Raw genomic sequence first — 21,976 nt, 5'->3', positions numbered from 1 at the left:
GTTCCTCTTTCGGGTTTGCGGCTCCGGTTGAGCCGCTTTCACTGGTAAGAGGAATCAGGCCGCGCGAGTCTTACACTTTTTCGGCAAAAAAAATCGCGGCCCGTCCGAGGACGGGCCGCGATTTTGGTGTGGGTGCTCAGGACTCGGGGTTGGTTTTGGGGGTCGTCTCGATGACCTCGGTTTTGCCTTCGGCACCTTCGACCGGGACCGCGACGGCGACCGCAGCGAAGACGTCGGTGTCGGCGCGCTCGCCCTCACCGGCGTGGTCGTGCTTCGGGGCCGGCGGGGCCTTGCGGTCGATCAGCCAACGGCCCAGTGAGACACCGCAGACGCCGCCCACGAAGACGATCAGCGCGGTGAACGCGGCAAACGTGGTGACCTCGGCGGCGAGGGCGTCGACATAGATGTTGTCGTAGAACTGGCCGATCAGCCACGCGAAGAAACCGCTGACGATGCCGGCGAACAGACCGCCGACCAGCCATGCCATGGCCAGGTCCTCGCGGCGGTCAGGGTCGGGCTGCGCCTTCGCGTCGCTCTGGCCGTCGAGAACGCCCCAGGCAAAGGCGGCGGCGATGTACAGCACGACGAGCGTGACACTGATGATCAGTGACTGTTTTTCCCAGGCACCGATCATCGCGCCCTGCAGCAATCGGACGATCACCATCAACGCCGCAAAGACGATTCCGCGCAGCAACCACTTACTCATGAGCAGACAGCGTAGCGAGTAGCGTCACATATCGTGACAATTTCCCACCGGCGCCACATTCTGCGTCGCCATCTGGCGGCCGCCGAGCTGGATGCGATCCTGGTAACCGACCTGGTCAACGTCCGTTATCTGTCCGGCTTCACCGGATCGAACGCGGCACTGCTGATTCCCACTCACGGGGAGACTCCCGTCCTGGCCACCGACGGGCGGTACCGGACGCAGGCCGCGCAGCAGGCCCCGGACGCGCAGATCGTCATCGAGCGGGCGTGCGCGCCTGCGTTGGTGCGCGCCGCGGAGGCCGCGGGCGTGAAGCGGCTCGGCTTCGAAAGCCACGTCCTGACGGTGGACGCCCACGCGGCGCTGCAGCGGGTCGGCGGCGATCTCGAACTGGTCCGGGCACCCGGCATGGTGGAGGCGCTACGTGAGGTCAAGGACGCCGGAGAGATCGCGATCCTGCGGCTGGCCTGCGAGGCCGCTGACGCCGCGCTCAAAGACCTCATCGAATCCGGTGGGTTGCGGGCCGGCCGCACCGAGAAGGAGGTCGGCCGCGAACTGGAGGCGCGGATGCTCGACCACGGTGCCGACGGCCCGTCGTTCGAGACCATCGTCGCGACCGGCGCCAATTCGGCGATACCGCACCACCGCCCGACGGACGCGGTGCTGGCGGCCGGCGACTTCGTCAAGATCGACTTCGGCGCGCTGGTCGCGGGCTACCACTCCGATATGACCCGAACCTTCGTGCTGTCGCCGGTGGCACAGTGGCAGCGCGACATCTACGACCTGGTCGCGACGTCGCAGCGGGCCGGCCGGGAAGCACTGGTGCCGGGTACGACGCTGTCGGCGGTGGACCGCGCGTCGCGGCAGGTCATCATCGATGCCGGGTACGGCGAGCAGTTCTCCCACGGACTCGGGCACGGGGTCGGGTTGCAGATTCACGAAGCGCCGGGAATCAACTCCGCCGCCGCCGGTACACTGCTTGCTGGCTCCGTGGTCACCGTGGAGCCCGGTGTCTACCTGCCCGGCCGGGGCGGCGTCCGGATCGAGGACACGCTCGTCGTCAGCGGCGATACGACACACACACCCGAGTTGCTTACCCGGTTCCCCAAGGAACTGGCCATCCTCTGATGACAGAGAGCTAGGAGCAGTACCGACCGTGGCATCTACCGCCGACTTCAAGAATGGTCTCGTCCTCAACATCGAGGGCCAGCTGTGGCAGATCATCGAGTTCCAGCACGTCAAGCCCGGCAAGGGCCCGGCCTTCGTGCGCACCAAGCTCAAGAATGTGCTGTCGGGCAAGGTCGTCGACAAGACCTTCAACGCCGGTGTGAAGGTGGAGACCGCGACCGTCGACCGTCGGGACGCCACCTACCTGTACCGCGATGGCAGCGACTTCGTCTTCATGGACGCCGAGGACTTCGAGCAGCACCCGCTGACCGAGGCACTCGTCGGCGACGCCGCCGGCTTCCTGCTGGAGAACCTGCAGGTGCAGATCGCGTTCCACAACGGTGCGCCGCTGTACCTGGAGCTGCCCGTCAGCATCGAGGTCGTCGTCGCGCACACCGAGCCGGGCCTGCAGGGCGACCGCTCGAACGCCGGCACCAAGCCCGCCACCCTCGAGACCGGCGCCGAGATCCAGGTGCCGCTGTTCATCAACGTCGGCGACAAGCTCAAGGTGGACACCCGCGACAGCAGCTACATCAGCCGCGTCAATGCCTGACCGTCGTTCCGACAAAGGTCGGCACCAGGCGCGCAAGCGCGCCGTCGACCTGCTGTTCGAGGCCGAGGCCCGCGGCATCACCGCGGCCGAGGGCGCGAAGCTGCGCAACACCCTCGCCGACAGCGACCCCGAGGTATCGGCGCTGAACCCGTACACGGTGACCGTCGCCAACGGCGTCACCGAGCACGCGGCGCACATCGACGATCTGATCTCGGCGCATCTGCAGGGCTGGACCCTGGAGCGGCTGCCCGCGGTCGACCGGGCGATCCTGCGCGTCGCGGTGTGGGAACTGCTGCATGCGACAGACGTGCCGGAACCGGTCGCCGTCGACGAGGCGGTCGAGCTGGCGAAGACGTTGTCCACCGATGAGTCGCCCGGCTTCGTCAACGGCGTCCTCGGCCAGGTGATGCTGGTGACGCCGCAGATCCGGGCGGCTGCGGCGGCGGTCCGGGGCGAGTAGCCGTGGACGAGCCGCAGGACTGGGCGCCGTACTCGAGTGTCACGGACGCGGCGAAGGTCTACCTGCGCGATCCGGAGTTGGCGCTCGAGCAGTTGCGGTCGGTGGTCGACTTCCGGTCCATCAAGTCCTTCATCATGTCGCGCGGCGCGTCCGAGGAGTCGTGGGGCGACGCCGTGTGGCAGGAGGTCGTCCTCACCGACGGTGAGCGGCTGATCATGTGGCGGGCCGACGACGACGCCACTGGCGACGACGAACACCTGCGCCGGACGCTGGACACGTCGGTGCGGACCATCCTGTTGTCCACCATCACCGACCACATCCTGACGACCCAGTTCGAGGTCCTGGCCGATGGCACCCGGCGCCTGGCCGAGGTGCGGCTGCGGATGTACACCCAGCTGATCACCCGTAGCCGGCAGAAGTCGGCCATCGATACCGACTTCTTCTGCGAGTCGTTCCGGTACACCAAATCCGTCGACGACGGCGGTCTGGCCCAGATGCAGCGGCTGCTGCAGTTCGGCCGGGAGCTTTCGCACGCGCTGTAGCCCACCTCCCGGACATCGGGAGAAATCGTGACCCACGTCTCAGTAACGCCGTTACAGTCGGATGATGGGAACCGAGCGAGTGATCGCCGAGGTCGGCGAAGACGGCCTGCACCTGCACGCCTGCAGCCTGTGTGAAGCCATGTGCGGCTTGGAGATTCGGGTGTCCGGCGGCAAAGTCGCCGGCATCCGGCCCAACAAGGCCGACGCGTGGAGCGCGGGTCATATCTGTCCGAAGGGCGCGTCGCTCGGCGCGCTGCACGAAGACCCCGACCGCATCCGCCGGCCGATGATCAAGGTCGACGGACAGTGGCACGAGGTCGACTGGGACACCGCGTTCCGCCGCTGCACCGAGCTGCTCGCTCCGATCATCGCAGAGCACGGCATCGGCGCGGTCGCGGCGTACACGGGAAACCCACTGGCGCACTCGTTTTCGCTGTCCCGGTATGCCGCGATCCTGCTGGGACTGTCCGGCATGCCGATCACCTATTCGCCGGGCACCATCGATCAGTGGCCGAAGAATCTGTCGTCGCACCTGATGTACGGCAGCTGGTGGGCCTTCCCGACACCGGACGTGCAGCGCACCGACCTGCTGGTGGTGATGGGCGCCAACCCCGCGGCGTCGCAGGGTTCGTTGCTGGCCGCCCCCGACATCATGGGCATCATCGGCGGAATCCGTAAGCGCGGCAAGGTGATCGTCATCGACCCGGTGCGTACCCAGACCGCCGCCAAGGCCGACGAGTGGCTGCCGATCACGCCGGGCACCGATGCAGCGCTACTACTTGGCGTCATCCACGCGGTGTTCGACGAAGGGCTGGTGAACCTCGGCCAAGTGGAGCAGCACCTTGACGGGGTGGGCGAGCTGTGCCGGGCCGTCGCCGACTGGTCACCCGAAAGAGTCTGCGCGGCAACCGGTATCGATGCGGAACGCATCAGGGCGCTGGCCCGTGAGCTGGCCGGCACGCCCCGCGCCGTCGTCTACGGCCGGATCGGTACCTGCAATCAGGAATTCGGCAGCCTCGCGAGTTGGCTCATCGACGTCGTCAACATCGTCACCGGACATTTCGACGTCCCCGGCGGCGCGATGTTCGCCACCCCGACCGCATGGACCGTCACCAGCCAGACCATCCCGGGACTGGAGGACGGGGCGCCGAACTTCGGCCGCTACCAGACCCGGGTTCGCGGCGCCAAGGAAGTGCTCGGCCAGGTCCCGATCTCGTGCATGCTCGAGGAGATCACCACCCCGGGCGCGGGCCAACTCAAAGCCCTCATCACCGTTGCGGGCAACCCCGTGCTGTCGACGCCGGGCGGCGACAAACTCGACAAGGCGTTGCCGCATCTGGATGCCATGATCGCGGTGGACCTGTGGCTCAACGAGACCACCCGGCACGCCGACGTCATCCTGCCCGGCGCCTCGCCTCTCGAGCAGGCGCACTCCGCGGACCTGCTCCTGGGTGCGGCCATCAACAGCTTTGCGCGGTACTCACCGCCGGTGTTCCACCGCGAGGACCCCGCCGCGCCGGAGGAGTGGGAGATCCTGATCCGGCTCACCGGGCTGTGCACCGGCACCCCGGCCGAGGACGTCGACGTCGCCGCGCTCGACGACGGCTGGTTCGACTACCTGTGCTTCACGCAGGGGCTCGACGGCGCCGAGATTCGCAAGAAGTACGACCACGGCGGCCCCGAGCGCATGCTCGACCTGACGCTGCGGACCGCGGCATTCGGCGACCGGTACGGCGAGAAACCCGACGGGCTGACACTCGAGAAGCTCAAGGCCCACCCGGACGGCATCAACTACGGCCCGATGGTGCCGCGCGTGCCCGAGATTCTCGGTACCGCCGACAAGAAGATCCGCGTGGCCCCCCAGTACCTGCTCGATGACCTGCCCCGGCTCGCCGCGCGGCTGGAGCGTCCGGCCGACGAGCTGGTGCTGGTCAGCCGGCGGCATATGCGGTCCAACAACTCCTGGCTGCACAACGTGGGCGCGCTGATGAAAGGCCGCGACCGCTGCACGCTGCTGATGCACAGCCGCGACGCCGCCGCGCGGGGCATCGCGGACGGCGACGACGCCGAAGTCGCCTCAGGCGCCGGGAAGATCGTCGTCCCCGTCGAGGTGACCGATGCGATCAAGCCGGGTGTGGTGTCCATGCCGCACGGCTGGGGGCACGGACAGGCCGGCACCCGCCTGGGCATCGCCAACTCCTCGCCCGGGGTGAACACCAACATCCTGTCGCTGCCCGACTTCCTCGACGAGCCGTCCGGCAATGGTGCGCTCAACGGGATTCCGGTGACGGTGTCGGCCGCGGGGAGCTAGCGGCTGCGTTCTACGGCCTGCCGAGTGCGCGGAGAGATACTTGGTTTCACTCAGCAGGCACTGTTGGACGTCCCGGTTGAAGCCAGGTACTACTTCGGGCCGTCAGCGGTCCCTCAGCTCAATCACCACGGCAAATTTTCATCACGATTGAACTCACGCACTTTCGCGGAGTCGAAGGTTGGCGCGAGCGGCAGGCTCGGTTGGACTCACCGAGATTTGAAATGTCGGGCGTTTTCGAGGTGGCGCAATGGTGGTTGAAATGGGTATTTGCGCAGGTCAAGCCTGGGGCAAGGCGGCGCAATGCAGGTACCGTCGAACCCCCCGATTCTCCGGTGCTGACCTGAGGGGCGCAGGTCCCTACCGTCATCCGCATGCCCGAGTCCTCCCCGACGCCACTGCGCCGGCGCGCCGACCGCGCCCGCCAGGTGGCCGACGTGCTGCGCCACCAGGTGCGCGACGGGGTCTACGCGGCGGGTCTGCCCGGTGAGGCCGAGCTGGTCGCCGAGTTCTCGGTGTCCCGCAATACCGTGCGCGAGGCGCTGGCGATCCTCAAGGCCGAGGGGCTGATCGACCGGGGACCGCGCGTCGGCACCCACGTGGCGCAGCGCAAATACGATCACGGGCTACACGCGCTGGTCGGGCTCAAGGAGACCTTCAAGGACTACGGCGACGTCCGCAATGAAGTGCGCGCCGCCACGCACCTGCCGGCCCCGGCGGCCGTGGCGCGCCGCCTGCAGCTGACTCCCGGAGAGCCCGTCGTGTTCATCGAGCGGCTGCGGTACCTGGGCGACCTGCCGCTGAGCCTGGATCTGACGTACCTGGTGCCCGACATCGGCGCGGCGGTACTCGAGCACTCGCTGGAGAACAACGATGTGTTCGCGCTGATCGAGCAGGTCACCGGACAACGTCTGGGCTCGGCGGACATTGCGCTGGAAGCGGTTTCGGCCGATCCGCACACCGCGGCCACGCTGGACATCCCGGCCGGCGGCGCGATCCTGATGCTCGAACGGCTCACGACTCTCGACGACGGGCGTCCCGTCGACCTCGAATACATCCGATTGCGTGGTGACCGGATCACCATGCGCGGCAACCTGTTACGGAGTGAATCATGACGCTGGTCAACAACCAACGAGCCGACGTGCCCGTCACCATCGACGAGTCGCTGTGTATCGAGGGCTGCACGCTGTGCGTCGATGTCTGCCCGCTCGACTCGCTGGCCATCAATCCCGACAACGGCAAGGCCTACATGCACGTCGACGAATGTTGGTACTGCGGGCCGTGCGCCGCGCGCTGCCCAACCGGTGCCGTCTCCGTCAACATGCCCTACCTCATCCGCTAAGGACCCCCATGAAGCACTTCACCGCCCTGGTCGCCACCGTCGTCCTGGCCGCGACCGGCTGCTCGGTCGATTCGGCCGGCAAGGACGACAACGCCGTCAACGTGGTCATCGGCTACCAGTCCAAGACCATCAACACCGTCACCGCGGGCACGTTGTTGCGCGCCCAGGGCTATCTCGAGCGACGCCTCGACGACATCGGCGCCAAGACGGGCAAGAAGTACCACGTCGAATGGCAGGACTATGACACCGGTGCGCCGATCACCGCGCAGATGGTCGCCGAGAAGATCGACATCGGCTCGATGGGTGACTACCCGATGCTGATCAATGGATCGAAGACCCAGAGCAACGAGCGCGCCAAGACCGAACTGGTGGCGGCCACGGGCTCCAGCCCGACCGGATCGTTGAACATGGTTGTGGTGAGCCCGGATTCACCGGTGCAGTCGCTGAACGAGCTGGCCGGGCAGAAGGTGTCCGCCAGCGTCGGTTCGGCCGGCCACGGCACCTTGGTACGCGCGCTGTCGAAGATCGGCATCGACCCCAAGACCGGCGTCGAGGTGCTCAACCAGCAGCCGCAGATCGGCGCGTCGGCGCTGGAATCGGGTCAGGTGAAGGCGCTTTCGCAGTTCGTCGCCTGGCCGGGGCTGCTGGTCTTCCAGAACAAGGCCCGCCTGCTGTACGACGGAGCCGAGCTGAACTACCCGACCTGGCATGGCGTCGTCGCGCGGCGGGCCTACGCCGCCGCACACCCCGAGGTGCTCGACGCGTTCCTGCAGGCACAGCTCGATGCCACCGACTTCCTCAACACCAAACCGCTGGAGGCGGCGAAGATCGTCGCGCAGGGCAGCAGCCTGCCGCCGGAAGTCGTCTACCTCTACAACGGGCCCGGCGGCACCCGGTTCGACACCACGCTCAAGCCGTCGCTCGTGGACGCGCTGAAAGGTGATGTGCCGTACCTGAAGTCGATCGGTGACTTCGCCGACCTGGACGTCGCCACGTTCGTCGAGGACGGACCGCTGCGCAAGGCGCTGGCCGCGCGGGGACGCGACTACAACGCCGAGGTGGCCCGGACCGCGAATCCGTCGGTCGTGCACGGTACCGATCCGGTGTGCAACATTCCGGTCGACAACCCCGCCCTGGCCGGTGAGCTGTGGCTGGACGGTTCCGACACCACGCAGCCGGCGGCCAACCCGACCTGCCTGCTGAAGGCGATCCGGGCCGCGGAGGCCAAGGGCACTAAGGTCCGGGCCGCCTATGTGCCGGATGCCGAGCTCGGAACCCGTTGGCTGGCAGACAAATCCGTGTGGGTGCAGCAGGGTACGGACTTCGTGCCCTTCGACACCGACGCCGGCGCCCGCCGCTATCAGGCGGCCCATCCCGGTTCCGCGGTGGTGACCTACCAACAGGCGCTGGTGGGTGTGGCATGACAGCCATCGCCGCGGTGACCGCCGCGCCGGCGCGGCCGGCCGAGACCGAGGTGTCGCGGCGGCAGGGACCCGCGAAATGGCGCGGCTACACCGTCAAGACGCTGTCGGTCGTTGCGGCCGTGGGCATCTGGCAGCTGCTGACGGCGGGCCACGTCCGGTTCTGGTTGCGGTTCGACAACCTGCCGACGGTGACCCAGATCGCCGCGAAGTTCATCGAACGACTCGGTGCCACGCAGTACTGGCTCGACCTCACGCAGTCGGTGATCCGGATCGTCAGTGGCTTCGGGCTGGCGGCGGTGATCGGCGCCGCTGTCGGTATCGCGCTGGGCCGGTCGCGGCTTTTTGCCGACGTCGTCGGGCCGCTCACCGAGTTGGCGCGGCCGATCCCGGCCATCGCCCTCGTGCCCGTCGCCATCCTGCTGTTCCCGACCGACGAGGCCGGCATCGTGTTCATCACGTTCCTGGCGGCGTTCTTCCCGATCATGGTGAGCACCCGGCACGCCGTGCGGGCGCTGCCGACGCTGTGGGAGGACTCAGTGCGGACCCTCGGCGGCAGCCGCTGGGATGTATTGCGGCAGGTCGTGTTTCCGGGTGTCCTGCCCGGGCTGTTCGGCGGCCTGTCGGTCGGCATGGGTGTGGCGTGGATTTGTGTGGTGTCGGCGGAGATGATCTCCGGCCGGCTCGGTGTCGGCTACCGCACCTGGCAGGCCTACACGGTGCTGGACTACCCGAGCGTCTTCGTCGGCATCATCACCATCGGAGCGCTGGGGTTCGGCACCTCGGCCGCGGTGGAACTGATCGGCCGGCGGCTCACCCGCTGGCTGCCGCGCGGTGAGGAGAACGGGCGATGAGCGCTGTACTGACCTCCGGCCTCCGCCTCGAACTCGACCGAATCCGACTGTCCTACACCGGCGAGCCCGTCGTGGACGAACTGAGCCTGACGGTGCAGCCGGGGGAGATCCTGGTGCTGACCGGACCATCGGGCTGCGGCAAATCGACGGTGCTGCGGGCGCTGGCCGGGCTGCTGAAGCCCGACGCCGGGCGGGTCCTGGCGGACGGCGAACCGGTGACCACCACGTCGCGGGACCGCGGCATGGTGTTCCAGGACAGCGCGCTGTTGCCGTGGCGCACAGTGCGATCCAACATCGAACTGGCACTGCAGCTGCGCGGCGTGCCGCGGGCCGGCCGGCGCGAGCGTGCCGAACGCTGGATCGACGAGGTCGGGCTCACCGGGTTCGCCGACTTCCTGCCCAAGAGCCTGTCCGGTGGCATGCGCCAGCGGGTCCAGCTGGCGCGCGGACTGGCCGGGGCGCCACGGGCCGTCCTGATGGACGAGCCGTTCGGCGCCCTGGACGCCAAGACCCGGAATGCCATGCAGCACCTGCTGATCGACACCTGGCAGGCCCATCCGACCACCATCGTGTTCGTCACGCACGACGTCGACGAAGCCCTCGCCCTGGGCGACCGGGTGGCGGTCCTCGGCCGCGCCGGCCGGCCGCTGCGTGCGCTGCTGGACGTCCCGAGCCCCCGTGATGCCGAAGTGTCCCGCACCGAGTTGCGGGCCGAAATCCTTGGAGCACTACACCAATGAGCACTCTGGAGATTCCAGACCTCGCCGATCCCGTCCGCCTCGACTGCGACGTCCTGGTGATCGGTGGCGGTACTGCCGGCACCATGGCGGCCCTGACGGCCGCCGAGAACGGCGCCCAGGTGCTGTTGCTGGAGAAGGCCCACGTGCGGCACTCCGGAGCCCTGGCCATGGGCATGGACGGCGTCAACAACGCCGTCGTTCCCGGCAAGGCCACCCCGGAGGACTACGTCGCCGAGATCACGCGGGCCAACGATGGAATCGTCAACCAGCGCACCATCTATCAGACCGCGACCCGCGGCTTCGCCATGGTGCAGCGGCTGGAACGCTATGGCGTGAAGTTCGAGAAGGACGAGCACGGCGAATACGCGGTGCGCCGTGTGCACCGGTCCGGCTCGTACGTGCTGCCGATGCCCGAGGGCAAGGACGTCAAGAAGGCGCTCTATCGCGTGATGCGGCAGAAGTCCATCCGGGAGAAGCTGCGCATCGAGAACCGGCTGATGCCGGTACGCGTGCTGACCGAGAACGGGCGCGCCGTGGGTGCGGCCGCCTTCAACACGCGCACAGGCGAATTCGTCACAGTGGGGGCCAAGGCCGTCATCCTGGCGACCGGCGCCAGCGGCCGGCTCGGGCTGCCGGCCTCGGGGTACCTGTACGGCACGTACGAGAACCCGACCAACGCCGGTGACGGCTACTCCATGGCGTACCACGCGGGCGCCGAGCTCTCGGGCATCGAGTGCTTCCAGGTGAACCCGCTGATCAAGGACTACAACGGGCCCGCCTGCGCCTACGTTGCCAATCCTTTCGGCGGCTATCAGGTGAACGCACTGGGGGAGCGGTTCGTCGACTCGGACTACTGGTCGGGCCAGATGATGGCCGAGGTCAAGAGTGAGATCGAATCGGCCCGCGGCCCGATCTACCTCAAGGTCACGCACCTGCCGGACGAGACCATCACCGCGATGGAGAACATCCTGCATACCACCGAGCGGCCGACGCGCGGTACGTTCCACGCCAACCGTGGCCACGACTACCGCACGCACGACATCGAGATGCACATTTCCGAGATCGGTTTGTGCAGTGGGCATTCGGCGTCCGGGGTGTGGGTCGACGAACACGCCCGCACCACCGTGCCCGGGCTGTACGCGGCGGGCGACATGGCGTGCGTCCCGCACAACTACATGATCGGGGCGTTCGTCTACGGCGACCTGGCCGGCGAACACGCCGCGTCGACCCTCGCCGATGTCGAAGCGCCCGTGGACCTTCCGCAGGACCAGCTGGCCGAGGCGCACGAGCTGATCTACCGACCCCTGCGGCATCCGGACGGGCCCCCGCAGCCGCAGGTCGAGTACAAGCTGCGCCGCTTCGTGAATGACTATGTGGCGCCGCCGAAGACAGCGACCAAGTTGTCCATCGCGGTCCGCACGTTCGAGCGGATGGCCGAGGAGATCGAGCAGATGGGTGCCCGCACGCCGCACGAGCTGATGCGCACCGTCGAGGTCTCGTTCATCCGGGACTGTGCCGAGATGGCGGCCAGGTCGTCGCTCACCCGGACCGAATCACGCTGGGGCCTGTACCACGATCGTGCCGACATCCCCGAGCGCGACGACGAACAGTGGCGCTATCACCTGAACCTGCGCAAGGGCTCAGACGGTGAGATGGAGTTCCTGAAGCGGCCCGTGGCACCCTATTTCGTGCCGGTGCCCGACCTGGACCACCTACCGTCCGACCACGCCGTGCAGCATGTGCACCAGCCGGACCTGGTCGGTGGCAAGGCGCCTGCGACGGCGGGCTCGCGGCTGCGGCCCACCGAACCGGCGACGCCGCCGTCGCCGCGCATCGCTGCCGTGGTGGTCCTGGACGAGCCGACGCTCGCCGATCTGACCGAATACCTTCAGGACGACGACGCGGGAGTCCGCCGCGCCGCTGTCGCCGTGCTGGTCGAGAACCTGCCGGACGGCTACCAGGCGGACCTGGTTGCCGCGCTCGGTGACGTGGACGGCGCGGTGCGTGCGGAGAGTGCCGACGCCCTGCGCGAACTGGTCGAAGTGCTGCCCGATCCGGCGGCCGTCGCCCCGTACCTGACCTCTGCCGACCCCATCGTGCGGGCCGTGACGCTGTACGTCCTGAGCTCGCGCCGCGTCGGTGCGGCCCCGGATTACCGTGCCGCGGTGACCGATTCCGATCACCGCGTGCGGATCGAGGCGGTACGTGCCCTGGTCTCCGTAGACGATGTCGACGGGGTGGCCGCGGCGGCGGACGACGACAACCGCGAGGTGCGGATCGCCGCGAGCAATGGTCTGGCCACGCTCGGCTCCGGTGCCGACACCGTGCGGCAGTTGCTGGCCGACCGGGACCCGCTGGTGCGTGCGGCCGCGCTCGCCGCGTTGGCCGCCGTGGGTTGCGCCGAGCAGGACGTGCCGGAAGTGCAACGCGCGCTTCGGGAATCAGCGTGGCAGATCCGTCAGGGCGCGGTGCGGGCACTGTCGGGCGCGGCCCCGGCGGTCGCCGTCGAACCGCTGTCGCAGGCGCTGCACGACCCGCACCTGGATGTGCGCAAGGCGGCGGTGCTGAGCCTGACCCGCTGGGCGGATTCCGAGGAGGCGGCCCGCCAGGCGCTGGGGATCGCGCTGGAGGACGGCGACGCCGACGTGCGGGCCTACGCGCGACACGCGCTCGCTACCTGCTGAATCCGGGCGAACGGCCGCTGGGCTTCCACCAGGAACGCGAGTTCGAGCAGCGTGCGCTCATCGCCGTACGCGCCGGACAGCTGGACCCCGACCGGGAGACCATCGGGGGACAGGCCTGCCGGCAGCGAGATGGCCGGCGTCCCCGCGATGTTGTTGAGCGGGGTGTAGGCGACATACCGGCGCAGACGGTCGATCAGATCAGGGAACTCGACCGTCGGCGCGAGGTAGCCGAGACGCGGAGTGGTGTGCGACAGCACCGGCGACAGCACGACTTCGTGCCGGGCGAACATCCGCGCGTACTGATCGGCGACACGGCGCAGGCGCCACAACGCACCCGGGGTGCGGTGCAGGTTCCGGCGATGGTGCGCGCGCAGCCCCAGGCTCAGGCCGTCGGCCTTGGCAGTATCGAACGACCGGTCCAGGATCAACCGGCCGGTGCCGACCGCGAGATCGGCCAGCAGCGCCCAGTACTGGACGAAGTCGTCGGCGAACTGGGCGGTGACCGGCAACGTGATCGGCTCGACGACGTGGCCTGCGGCCTCGAGCAGCGCCGCGGTGTCTTCGACGGCTGCCCGAGTGGCAGCGTCGACAGATTCGCCGGTGACGCTGTCGAACAGCACGCCGACGCGCAGCATCCGTTGCGCCGGCCCGCTCACCCGGCCGATGGGCGCGAGTTTCGGATTGCGCCAATGGTTCTCGCATGCCGCGACGAACGCGGCGGTGTCGCGGACGCTGCGGGTCAGGACGCCCTCGGAGATCATGTTGATCGGCAGATGACCGGCCTGTTCGCCGTCGCGGTGCCGGCCCCGGCTCGGCTTGAGCCCGACCAGGCCCGCGCAGGCGGCGGGGATGCGGATGGAGCCGCCGCCGTCGTTGGCGTGCGCGATGGGCACGACGCCGGCGGCGACCAGGGCAGCCGATCCGCCCGACGAGGCACCGACGGAAAACTCTGTGTGCCAAGGGTTCCGGACCGGCGGCTCGGTCATGTACTCCGTGGTGGCGTTGAAACCGAACTCGGGCATCCGGCTCTTGCCCAGCAGCGTCAGTCCCGTGCTGAGGAGCTGCGTCGCGTAGGTGCCATCCTGCTTTGCGGGCCGGGCCGTGAAGGCCTCCGAACCGTGCGTGGTCGGCAGGCCGGCGACGTCGGTGTTGTCCTTGATGAAGGTCGGAACGCCGAAGAATTCGGCGTCCGGGTCCGTGCCGTGCCGCGGTGGCAGATCGCATGCCACCGCTCGCAGTTCGGGGTCGACGAGTTGTGCTCGGGTGGTTGCGGCGGCGGCCAGTTCATCTGGGCTGACCTTCATATCGCGCACCAACCGGGCCAGCTCGACGGCGTCGTGGTCACCGAGTGCGTCATCGCCGAAGGCGTGGATCGTGGTCATGGCTGCCCTCATTCTCCGAGTACTCGGTGTAGATAGTCGTTGACGAATGTTCTTCGGGGATCGAGCTTTTCGCGGACGGCGAGGAAGTCGTCGAATCGTGGATAGCTGTCCCGCAGATCAGCCGCCGTGCGGTTGTGCATCTTGCCCCAGTGCGGACGCCCGTCGTAGCGGCGCATGATCTGCTCGACCGCGGCGAAGTACTCGGCCGGATCGTCACGTACATAGCGGTGCACCGCTATGTAGGCGCTGCGGCGCCCGTACGCGGTGGACAACCAGTTCTCGTCGGCGGCGGCGGCGCGGACCTCGATGGGAAAGCCGATGCGCCAACCCCGTTCCGCGATGAGGCTGCGTACCTCGTCGAACGCGGCCCCGACCGATTCGTAGGGGACGGCGTATTCCATCTCGCGGAACCGCACCCGCCGCGGCGAGGTGAACACGCGGTCCGAGCGCTGGGTGTGTTCGCGATCGGACAGAAACCGGGTGACGGTGCGGTTGAGAACGGGCACCGTGGCCGGCAGTGCACTGCCGACGGCGCAGATCGCGCCCAGCACACCGTTCTCGACCAGTTCCTCCTCGATCCACTGCGATACCCGGTTGGTGGACTCGAGCGGGGTGTAGGCGGGCAGCCGGATATTGGCCTTGGTGAACGCGGTGTCAGTGTGCGGGAACCAGTAGAACTCGAAATGGTCTGTGTGCGTGCAGCGTTCGTCGAAGGCTGCGACGACTTCGTCTACCGGCTCGACACGTTCGATGGCGTGGATCGCGAAGCCGGGCACGCACTGCAGCGTCACCTCGACGATGATCCCCAGCGCGCCCAGCCCGACCCGTGCCGCGGGCAGCAACTCGCTGCTCTGCTCCTCATCGATGCGCACCAGTTCGCCGGTGCCCGAGACCAGGGTCAGCCCGACCACCTGGGTTGCCAGGCCGCCGAAGGCCAGCCCCGTGCCGTGGGTGCCGGTCGAGATGGCGCCGGAGATGGTCTGGCGGTCGATGTCGCCCATGTTCTCGAGCGCGAGTCCGTGTCGTGCCAGTAGCCGCGTCAGCTGCCACAGCGGAGTTCCACCGCCGACGGTGACCTGCCGGCGATCGCGGTCGACGGCGATCACGCCGGTCAGGGCACCCAGGTCGAGCTGGATGTCGGGCGCGACGGCGATGCCGGTGAAGCTGTGCCCGGACCCGACGACCTTGATCAGCCTGCCGGTCGCCGTCGCGCGGATGACGGCGTCACACACTGCTTGAATGTTCTTGGGCCGCAGCACTTCCGTCGGTTGCGCAGTCTCGCAGCGCCCCCAGTTCGTCCAGCTCACAGAAACGTCTTCCCCTCGCCTCGGTAGGTGGGCGCCGTGCCCACGGTCGTACCGTCATCGACCATGGCGAACGCGTCGACGTGCTCGCTGAGTTCACCGGCCTTGCAGTGCCGGAACCACACGCGGTCGCCGACGTTCAGCGCCCCGGCGGCTTTCCCGGTGACCGGGGTCTGTACCTCGCCGGCCATCTCGGTGGACAGCAGACTCAGCCCCGGCGGCCAGACCGGCAGCGGCACACGATCTCTGGCCGGTGGTCCGGAGGCGATCCAGCCGCCCCCCAGTACCGTGGCGATCTGCGGGGCCGGCCTGCGCACGACCGACAGCGCGAACGCCGCGGCCGGCGCCGGCGCGAAGCCGCGATAGGTGTCGAACAGGTGCGGGCCGAAAAGCCCACTGCCGGCCGCGATCTCGGTGACCGCCGGGTCCGAGGCGGTGTATTCGAGCGATCCGGTGCCGCCCCCGTTGACGAATTCGAGGTCGGCCACCTGCCGTACCGCGGACACCGCGAGACCGCGGCGTTCGAGCAGCTCGTCCTTGGACCGTCGTTGCATCCACCGGATCAGCTGCGAGCGTGCGGCCTGACCCCGGACGTCGTCGCCGACGCCGGCGATCTGGGCTTCGTAGGACATGAGGCCCACCAGCGCGAAACCACTGCGGGCGGTGACGGTCCTGGCCAGGGCAGCGGCCTGCGCCGCGGTGTGGACGGGGGAGCGGCGCACCCCGAGGTGTCCGAGTACCGGAGCCTGCCAGGACGCGTCGAGGTCGAGGCAGACCCGCAGCGGCGGTCGCGCCGACGGCGCGGCGACGCTGTCTACCAGATCGAGCTGCGCCACGTCGTCGACCATGAGCGTCACCCGCGTCGCCAACTCCGGGGACGACGCCAGTCGGGCGATCGCGGTGCGGTCGGCCGTCGGGTAGCCGACGACGACGTCATCCTGCGGCGGGTGCGCGTCATCGCCGGCGGCCAACCACAGCGCTTCGGGCAATGTGAACGCCAGTACGCCCGCATAACCGTCGAGAGCCGTGACGGCGTCCAGGATGGTCCGCGACCGCACGGATTTGGCTGCCACGCGGATCGGTGTCCCGGCCGCGCGGCGGCGCATATCGTGCGCATTGTGGCGCAATGCGCCGAGGTCGATCGCGGCCAGCGGCGTCTCCAGATGCGCGGTCGCGTCGGTCAATGCCGGCCAATACGTGTCCGGACGCGCCCACGACCCCTCAGCGGAAAGCGATTCCGACAGATCGACCGGCATTGACGACACCATGGGTCGGGAGCTAACCGCATGTCGGTGGGTGCGCACGAGGGCATCGGTGACCACAATGGGGGGAAAACCGGACACGTGTTGGAGGTGGGGTGGACAGGGAAAGCGCGGCGCTCATCCCGACGTCGGTGCTCGTCAACGTCGTCGACGTCGCCGACCGTGCCGGTCTGCCCACCGAGCAATGGCTGGCGGCGGCGGGGCTGACGGCCGCGACGCTCAATTCGCCCGAGACCCGGGTGTCGTTCCGGCAGGCGGCGCTCGTGCTGCGGCGTGCCGTGCGTGCCATGCCGGACCGGGGCCTGGGCATCGACGTCGGGGCCCGCGACATGTTCGTGTCGTTCGGCGTGCTGGGCCTGGCCATCCGTTCGGCCGAAAACCTCGGTGCGGCAATGCAAGTGGGTCTGGAATTGCACCAGAGCGCCGGCAGCCTGATGGACGTCGGCGCCGAGCTGATCGGCGACACTTTCGCGCTGCGCGCCTACGAGCGCCGCCCCGAACCGGAGCTGCTGCCGTTCCTGTGCGAGGAGTTGTTCTGCAGCGTGCTGGTCACCGTGCGGACCGTGCTCGAGCTGCCGCAGCAGACACCCGAGTACGTCCAGGTCAGTTACCCGCCGCCGGTGTACGCGCAGCGATACCGCGAATTCTTCGGCTGTCCGGTCCTGTTCAACGCCGACGCCAACCGGCTGGCGTTCCCGGACCCGCTGTGGTCGCAGCGGCTACCGCGCGCCGATCCGGCGACGCACGCCGTCGCCGTCGCCGCGTGCCGCGACATGGTGACGCAGGGCGAGCAGCCGACCGACGTGGTGCGGACGGTCGAGACGATGCTGCGCGAGAGCGTGCGCGACCCGCTGACCATGGCCCAGGTCGCCAAGCGGCTCAACATCACCGAACGCACATTGCGGCGGCGCCTCAGTGCCGGTGGGCAGCAGTTCATCGCATTGCGCGACAAGGTGCGCAGTGAACGCGCGCGGTACCTGGTCCGCGAGACCGCGATGCCGATCCACGCCATCGCCACCGAGGTCGGATTCACCGATCCGCGGGAATTCCGCCGGGCGTACATCAAATGGACGGGTCATCCGCCCACGCACGACCGTTAGCGCGGTTGGTAGTCGGGCAGGTCGATCGACTCGGCCGTGGCGAACCACTTGCGGCCGGCGTACCGCCGCAGCGGCCAGCGCTGCACCCACTTCATGGCGGAGGCCGCACCCGCGATCTGGCGTTCGGACATCGGCGCATACCCGTCGAGGCCGCCGGGGAGGTCCTGGCACCGGTCGACGTACGGCCGCATGACCGTCTCGTAGCGCCGTAACGCCGGTGCGATGCCGGCCGCGTCGAGCGCCGCGGCCGGCCCGAGTTCCCCGGCCAGCACATAGGCCCCGACCAGCGCCAGGCTGGTGCCCATGCCGGACAGCGGCGATGCGCAGTACCCGGCATCACCGCACAGCGTGATGCGGCCGGCCGACCAGGTGTCCATGTGTACCTGGACGAAATCGTCGAAATAGAAGTCGTCGGATTCCGCTGCGGCACTGAGTAGTTCGTCGCAGTACCAGCCAGCGTCGCGGAAGCGTTCGGCCAGGAGCGCGCGCTGCGCGTCCGGGTCGCGACGGTCGTACTCGAGCGGCTCGGACCGGAATGCCAGACCCGCCTTGGCGGTCGCCGCGTCGTGCGACGGCCGCAGTGAGGCGTTGAGCCCGCCGGCCGCCTGGAACATCAGGTACCAGCCGTCGAGCCCGATCATGTCCGGTGCGGTGAACCACGCGTTGTAGCCACCGAGGCGGCGAACGAACTGCTCCTCCGGGCCGAATGTCAACTGCCGTACCGCGGAATGCGGGCCGTCGGCGCCGACGACCAGGTCGGCCTCCACCACGGAGCCGTCGGTCAGCGTGGCGCGGACCCCGGACTCGTCCGCCTCGAGCGCGGATATCCGCGTGCCGAAGCGGTACTCGGCCACGTCCCGGGTGGCCTGGTAGAGCACGTCGGTCAGATCACCGCGCAGGATCTCGAGTGCCGAGACGATCCCGTTGCCGTCGAACGCCTCGACCGGCATCTCCGCACGCCGCGTGCCGTCGGCTCGCACCCAGGCGATGCCGCGCTGAAACAGGCACCGCTCGGTCATCGTGGGCAACAAGCCCATTCGGGTGACCACCTCGCGACCCGCGCCGCGCAGGTCGACCGTCTGCCCGCCCGGGCGCATACTCGGTGCCGCCTCGACGATGACCACCCGATAGCCGTTGCCGGCCAGCCAGTGGGCCAGGGCCGGTCCGGCGACTCCGGCGCCGCTGATCAACACCGTCTGCTGCACCATGGCGAAAGCCTATGGCTTTCTCAGCATTGGCTCCTAGGCTGGCCCCATGGCGGACATCGACCGGCGCACCGTCCTCAAAGGCACGGCGGCGGCAGCGGGGGTGGCCGCGGCGGGGATCGGTGGCTACCAGTTCCTGTCGCGGGCGGGCCGGGAGCATTCGGCGGGCAGACCCAACATCCTGGCGATCATCGTCGACCAGATGCGGGCGCCCCAATGGTTTCCCGATGCCAGACAGCTCGGCGAACTACTGCCCAACCTGGACCGCCTGCGGCAGCGCAGCGTGTCCTTCGAGTCGCATTACTCGGCATCCAACATGTGCACGCCATCGCGCGGCGTCCTCACCACCGGGCTTTACTCGCACCAGACGGGGTGCCTGTACACCGGGGAGGGACCCACCGAATCCACGCTGGCGCCCCGCTTTCCGACGTGGGGCACCATGCTGCGCGACCAGGGCTACCAGACCTGGTGGTGGGGGAAGTGGCACCTGGGCCACATCGCCGACACCAACCCGGACGGCCTTGACGCCCATGGCTTTTCCGGCGGCACGTACCCGTCGCCCAACGGCGGCCCCAACCAGGGGCTCAAGGTCGACGGCAGCATCGCCGACCAGTTCGACGGCTGGTTCGCCGACCACGCCGGCAGCGGCCCGTGGTGCACCACGGTGTCCCTGGTGAACCCGCACGACATCTGCTGGTGGCCGAGAAACCCGCTGCCGGACGACGTTCCGCACGTGTTCTCCGGGACGCCCGTCAACTTCGAGAACGCCGACGATCTCCGACGGCGCGGCAAGCCGCAGCTGCAGATCGACTACATGAACTTCATGTCGCCGCTGATGACCGGCCCGGTGCCGTATTCGGGTCCCGACATGGCCGCGCAGTGGGCCCGGTGCCTCGACAACTACCTGTGGCTGCACCAGCAGGTGGATGTCCAGATCGGCCGCGTCCTCGACACTCTGGCCTCCCGCCCTGATGTCGAACGCGACACCGTCGTCGTGTTCACCTCCGACCACGGCGAGTACGCCGGATCGCACGGCCTGCGCGGCAAGGGTGCGGCCATCTATGAAGAGTCCATCCGGGTGCCGCTGTACATCCACGACCCGGCGGGTCACCTGACCCCCAAACCGGGTGAGCGCCGGCGTCAGCTCACCTCGAGCGTCGACATCGCGCCGCTGCTGCTCACCATCGCCGCGGGCGGCAACGGCTGGCGATCGGACAGCCGCTACGCCTACCTGCAGGCGCGCGGCGACATCGCCGCCATCGCGGCCGATCCCGGTGCGGCGGGCCGCCCCTGGGTGGCCCACGCGACCGACGACATGTCGGTCGAAGAAATGGCGACGCTGATGAAATCGCCTGCGGTACAGAAGATGTTCGGCGGCGCTCCGGTGCCCACCGAGATTCCGACCTCGGCGCCCAGCCACATCGTCGCGGTGCGGACACCCGATGCGAAGCTCGGCCGCTACTCGTACTGGCAGCCCGGCGGCATGGAGGCCGATCATGCCCGCAAGGTCGACTACGAGCTCTACGACTATGAATCGCCCGGGGGCGCACACGAACTCGACAACCAGGCGGGCCGCAGCGGCAAGCAGGCCAAGCTGCAGGCGTTGCTCGAGGGCGAGGTGCTGCCCGAGCTGCGGGCACCGCTGCCGGCCTGGATGCATGACGCCCAGGAGCAGGGCATGGCCGACATGCAGCGGCTGACCGCCGCCCGGGCCGGCTAACTACAAGCCCAGCGCCTGGTAGGTACGCTTCGCGAATTTCGGTCGCGCGGAACGGAGATTGGCCTGCGAGGCATTGCCGGCAACGGCAGCCGCGGCATCCACGCTGAGTTCGGGCTGATTCTGGATCAGGTAGATCAGGATCAGGTTCGCGTTCGGGTCGGCCTGCCACCACGTGCCGAAGGCACCCGGCCAACTGAATGTGCCGGGGCCGCCCGGACCGAAGAACGGCGTGGCCTTCGCCTCGTCGGTGACCAGCGACAGGTTCAGCCCGAAGCCGCGGCCGATCCAGAACGGCGCGCCCAGGAAGTTCTGTGACTTCTGCTCGGCCGTCAACCGGTCGGTGCGCATGGCCCGTACCGATTCCTCCGACAGCACCCGCACGCCGTCGACCTCGCCGCCGGCCAGCAGCATCCGCGCGAATGTCAGATAGTCGTCGACGGTCGACCAGAGTCCGCCGCCGCCGGCACAGAAGGTCGGCGGCATCACCTGCGGCGGCCCCATCTTCCCGGGCTGCAGGCGCAGGGCGTCGCCGTCGGCGGCCAGCTGGTACATGGTCGCGGCACGGCGCCGGCCCGAGTGCGTCACCGCGAACCCGGTGTCGACCATGTTCAGCGGTTTGAAGATGCGTTCCGCCAACACATCTGGCAGCGGCTTGCCCTCGACGCGCGCCAGCAGGAAGCCCAGCACGTCGGTCGACTGGCTGTAGGTCAGCGCGTCACCGGGCTGATGAGCCAGCGGCAGCTGTCCCAGCTCGGCCAGCCAGCGATCCGGATCCTGCAGCGACTGCAGCTTGTTGTAGGCCTTGCCCAGTGGCGGCGGCACCGTGAACCCGTAGGCCAGGCCGCCGCGATGCGTCATCAGGTCCTCGACGGTGATGGGCCGCCGGGCCGGCACGGACCGGTCCAGCGGCCCGTCGATGCTCGTCATCACACGCGGGTTGGCCAGCTCGGGAATCCAGTTCGCGATGGGATCGGTCAGGGCCAGCCGGCCCTCGTCGACGAGCGTCATGGCCGCCGCCACGGTGATCGGCTTGGACATCGACGCGATGCGGAAGACGGTGTCGCGTTCCATCGGCAGCCTGGCTTCCACGTCGCGGTGGCCGAGCGTGTTGACCTGCCGCACCGCGCCGTCCTGCCACACCAGCGTGACCGCGCCGGCCAGCAGGCCGGTGTCGATCGCCGCGCTGACCGATTCGGTGTTCGCGTCGAGATTCACCCCGGTCACGTTAG

At 68.6% G+C, this 21,976-nt stretch carries 19 protein-coding genes; 13 read left to right on the top strand and 6 right to left on the bottom strand.

Features of this window, described 5'->3' with window-relative positions; translation table 11 throughout:
* Window positions 1-136: 136 nt before the first annotated feature.
* Window positions 137-706 carry a B-4DMT family transporter gene (locus tag G6N46_RS05085; RefSeq protein ID WP_138249113.1) on the bottom strand — a complete coding sequence of 190 codons (570 nt, stop codon included), beginning with the start codon at window positions 704-706 and terminating at the stop codon, window positions 137-139.
* Between the two features lie 33 nt (window positions 707-739).
* On the opposite strand from G6N46_RS05085, the gene G6N46_RS05080 reads away from it, so the two are divergent.
* From G6N46_RS05080 to G6N46_RS05030, 11 genes are all read left to right on the top strand, one after another.
* Entirely contained in the window at window positions 740-1,831 is a 1,092-nt protein-coding gene (locus tag G6N46_RS05080; RefSeq protein WP_138249114.1) for a M24 family metallopeptidase, read from the top strand.
* 28 nt (window positions 1,832-1,859) lie between these two features.
* Window positions 1,860-2,423: an elongation factor P gene (gene efp, locus G6N46_RS05075; protein WP_138249115.1), complete on the top strand. Its 564-nt coding sequence runs from the start codon at window positions 1,860-1,862 to the stop codon at window positions 2,421-2,423.
* Window positions 2,416-2,883: a transcription antitermination factor NusB gene (gene nusB / locus G6N46_RS05070; protein WP_138249116.1), complete on the top strand. Its 468-nt coding sequence runs from the start codon at window positions 2,416-2,418 to the stop codon at window positions 2,881-2,883. Before efp ends, nusB begins: the two co-directional genes overlap by 8 nt.
* Before the next feature lie 2 nt (window positions 2,884-2,885).
* Window positions 2,886-3,425 (top strand): hypothetical protein, encoded by a 540-nt coding sequence (locus tag G6N46_RS05065; RefSeq protein WP_138249117.1) that lies wholly within the window; start codon window positions 2,886-2,888, stop codon window positions 3,423-3,425.
* A 64-nt stretch (window positions 3,426-3,489) separates the two neighbouring features.
* On the top strand, window positions 3,490-5,736 hold the full coding sequence (locus G6N46_RS05060; protein WP_138249118.1) for a molybdopterin-dependent oxidoreductase: 2,247 nt from the start codon (window positions 3,490-3,492) through the stop codon (window positions 5,734-5,736).
* A 371-nt stretch (window positions 5,737-6,107) separates the two neighbouring features.
* The gene (locus G6N46_RS05055) at window positions 6,108-6,848 is read left to right on the top strand and encodes a GntR family transcriptional regulator (protein WP_138249119.1); all 741 of its coding nucleotides are present in this window, start codon (window positions 6,108-6,110) and stop codon (window positions 6,846-6,848) included.
* A complete protein-coding gene (locus G6N46_RS05050; RefSeq protein WP_061006677.1) occupies window positions 6,845-7,075 on the top strand; it encodes a 4Fe-4S dicluster domain-containing protein in 231 nt (76 codons plus the stop codon). The genes G6N46_RS05055 and G6N46_RS05050 overlap by 4 nt, the downstream gene beginning before the upstream one ends.
* Window positions 7,076-7,083: 8 nt before the next feature.
* Window positions 7,084-8,499, top strand: coding sequence for an ABC transporter substrate-binding protein (locus tag G6N46_RS05045; protein ID WP_138249120.1), 1,416 nt, complete (start codon window positions 7,084-7,086; stop codon window positions 8,497-8,499).
* Entirely contained in the window at window positions 8,496-9,350 is an 855-nt protein-coding gene (locus tag G6N46_RS05040) for an ABC transporter permease (protein WP_138249121.1), read from the top strand. Before G6N46_RS05045 ends, G6N46_RS05040 begins: the two co-directional genes overlap by 4 nt.
* The gene (locus tag G6N46_RS05035) at window positions 9,347-10,090 is read left to right on the top strand and encodes an ABC transporter ATP-binding protein (RefSeq protein WP_138249122.1); all 744 of its coding nucleotides are present in this window, start codon (window positions 9,347-9,349) and stop codon (window positions 10,088-10,090) included. The genes G6N46_RS05040 and G6N46_RS05035 overlap by 4 nt, the downstream gene beginning before the upstream one ends.
* Window positions 10,087-12,774 (top strand): fumarate reductase/succinate dehydrogenase flavoprotein subunit, encoded by a 2,688-nt coding sequence (locus G6N46_RS05030; protein ID WP_174814019.1) that lies wholly within the window; start codon window positions 10,087-10,089, stop codon window positions 12,772-12,774. Before G6N46_RS05035 ends, G6N46_RS05030 begins: the two co-directional genes overlap by 4 nt.
* On the opposite strand, the gene G6N46_RS05025 is transcribed toward G6N46_RS05030, so the two are convergent.
* Genes G6N46_RS05025 through G6N46_RS05015 form a run of 3 tightly spaced genes read right to left on the bottom strand, consistent with a single transcriptional unit; the run spans window position 12,744 to window position 16,716 of the window.
* A complete protein-coding gene (locus G6N46_RS05025) occupies window positions 12,744-14,156 on the bottom strand; it encodes an amidase (protein WP_138249123.1) in 1,413 nt (470 codons plus the stop codon). The genes G6N46_RS05030 and G6N46_RS05025 overlap by 31 nt on opposite strands.
* An 8-nt stretch (window positions 14,157-14,164) precedes the next feature.
* The gene (locus G6N46_RS05020) at window positions 14,165-15,463 is read right to left on the bottom strand and encodes an FAD-linked oxidoreductase, L-gulonolactone oxidase family (protein ID WP_138249124.1); all 1,299 of its coding nucleotides are present in this window, start codon (window positions 15,461-15,463) and stop codon (window positions 14,165-14,167) included.
* Complete coding sequence (locus G6N46_RS05015; protein ID WP_138249125.1) at window positions 15,460-16,716, bottom strand: amino acid deaminase/aldolase; 1,257 nt, start codon at window positions 16,714-16,716, stop codon at window positions 15,460-15,462. The genes G6N46_RS05020 and G6N46_RS05015 overlap by 4 nt, the downstream gene beginning before the upstream one ends.
* A gap of 101 nt (window positions 16,717-16,817) precedes the next feature.
* On the opposite strand from G6N46_RS05015, the gene G6N46_RS05010 reads away from it, so the two are divergent.
* Window positions 16,818-17,822 (top strand): AraC family transcriptional regulator, encoded by a 1,005-nt coding sequence (locus tag G6N46_RS05010; protein WP_234880633.1) that lies wholly within the window; start codon window positions 16,818-16,820, stop codon window positions 17,820-17,822.
* On the opposite strand, the gene G6N46_RS05005 is transcribed toward G6N46_RS05010, so the two are convergent.
* Window positions 17,819-19,030, bottom strand: a complete 1,212-nt coding sequence (locus G6N46_RS05005; protein WP_138249126.1) for an FAD-dependent monooxygenase — start codon at window positions 19,028-19,030, stop codon at window positions 17,819-17,821. The two genes, G6N46_RS05010 and G6N46_RS05005, sit on opposite strands and share 4 nt — an antisense overlap.
* Window positions 19,031-19,076: 46 nt before the next feature.
* Here G6N46_RS05005 and G6N46_RS05000 point away from each other — a divergent pair, with 46 nt between their 5' ends.
* Window positions 19,077-20,747 (top strand): sulfatase-like hydrolase/transferase, encoded by a 1,671-nt coding sequence (locus tag G6N46_RS05000; RefSeq protein WP_138249127.1) that lies wholly within the window; start codon window positions 19,077-19,079, stop codon window positions 20,745-20,747.
* Here the strand turns inward: G6N46_RS05000 and G6N46_RS04995 are convergent, their stop codons facing one another.
* Window positions 20,748-21,962: a serine hydrolase domain-containing protein gene (locus G6N46_RS04995; RefSeq protein WP_138249222.1), complete on the bottom strand. Its 1,215-nt coding sequence runs from the start codon at window positions 21,960-21,962 to the stop codon at window positions 20,748-20,750.
* Window positions 21,963-21,976 lie beyond the last annotated feature (14 nt).

This window comes from Mycolicibacterium phocaicum (genome assembly GCF_010731115.1).
Classification (GTDB): domain Bacteria; phylum Actinomycetota; class Actinomycetes; order Mycobacteriales; family Mycobacteriaceae; genus Mycobacterium; species Mycobacterium phocaicum.
The sequence above is the reverse complement of the archived record's forward strand: the minus strand, read 5'-3'. Positions and strand labels throughout refer to the sequence as shown.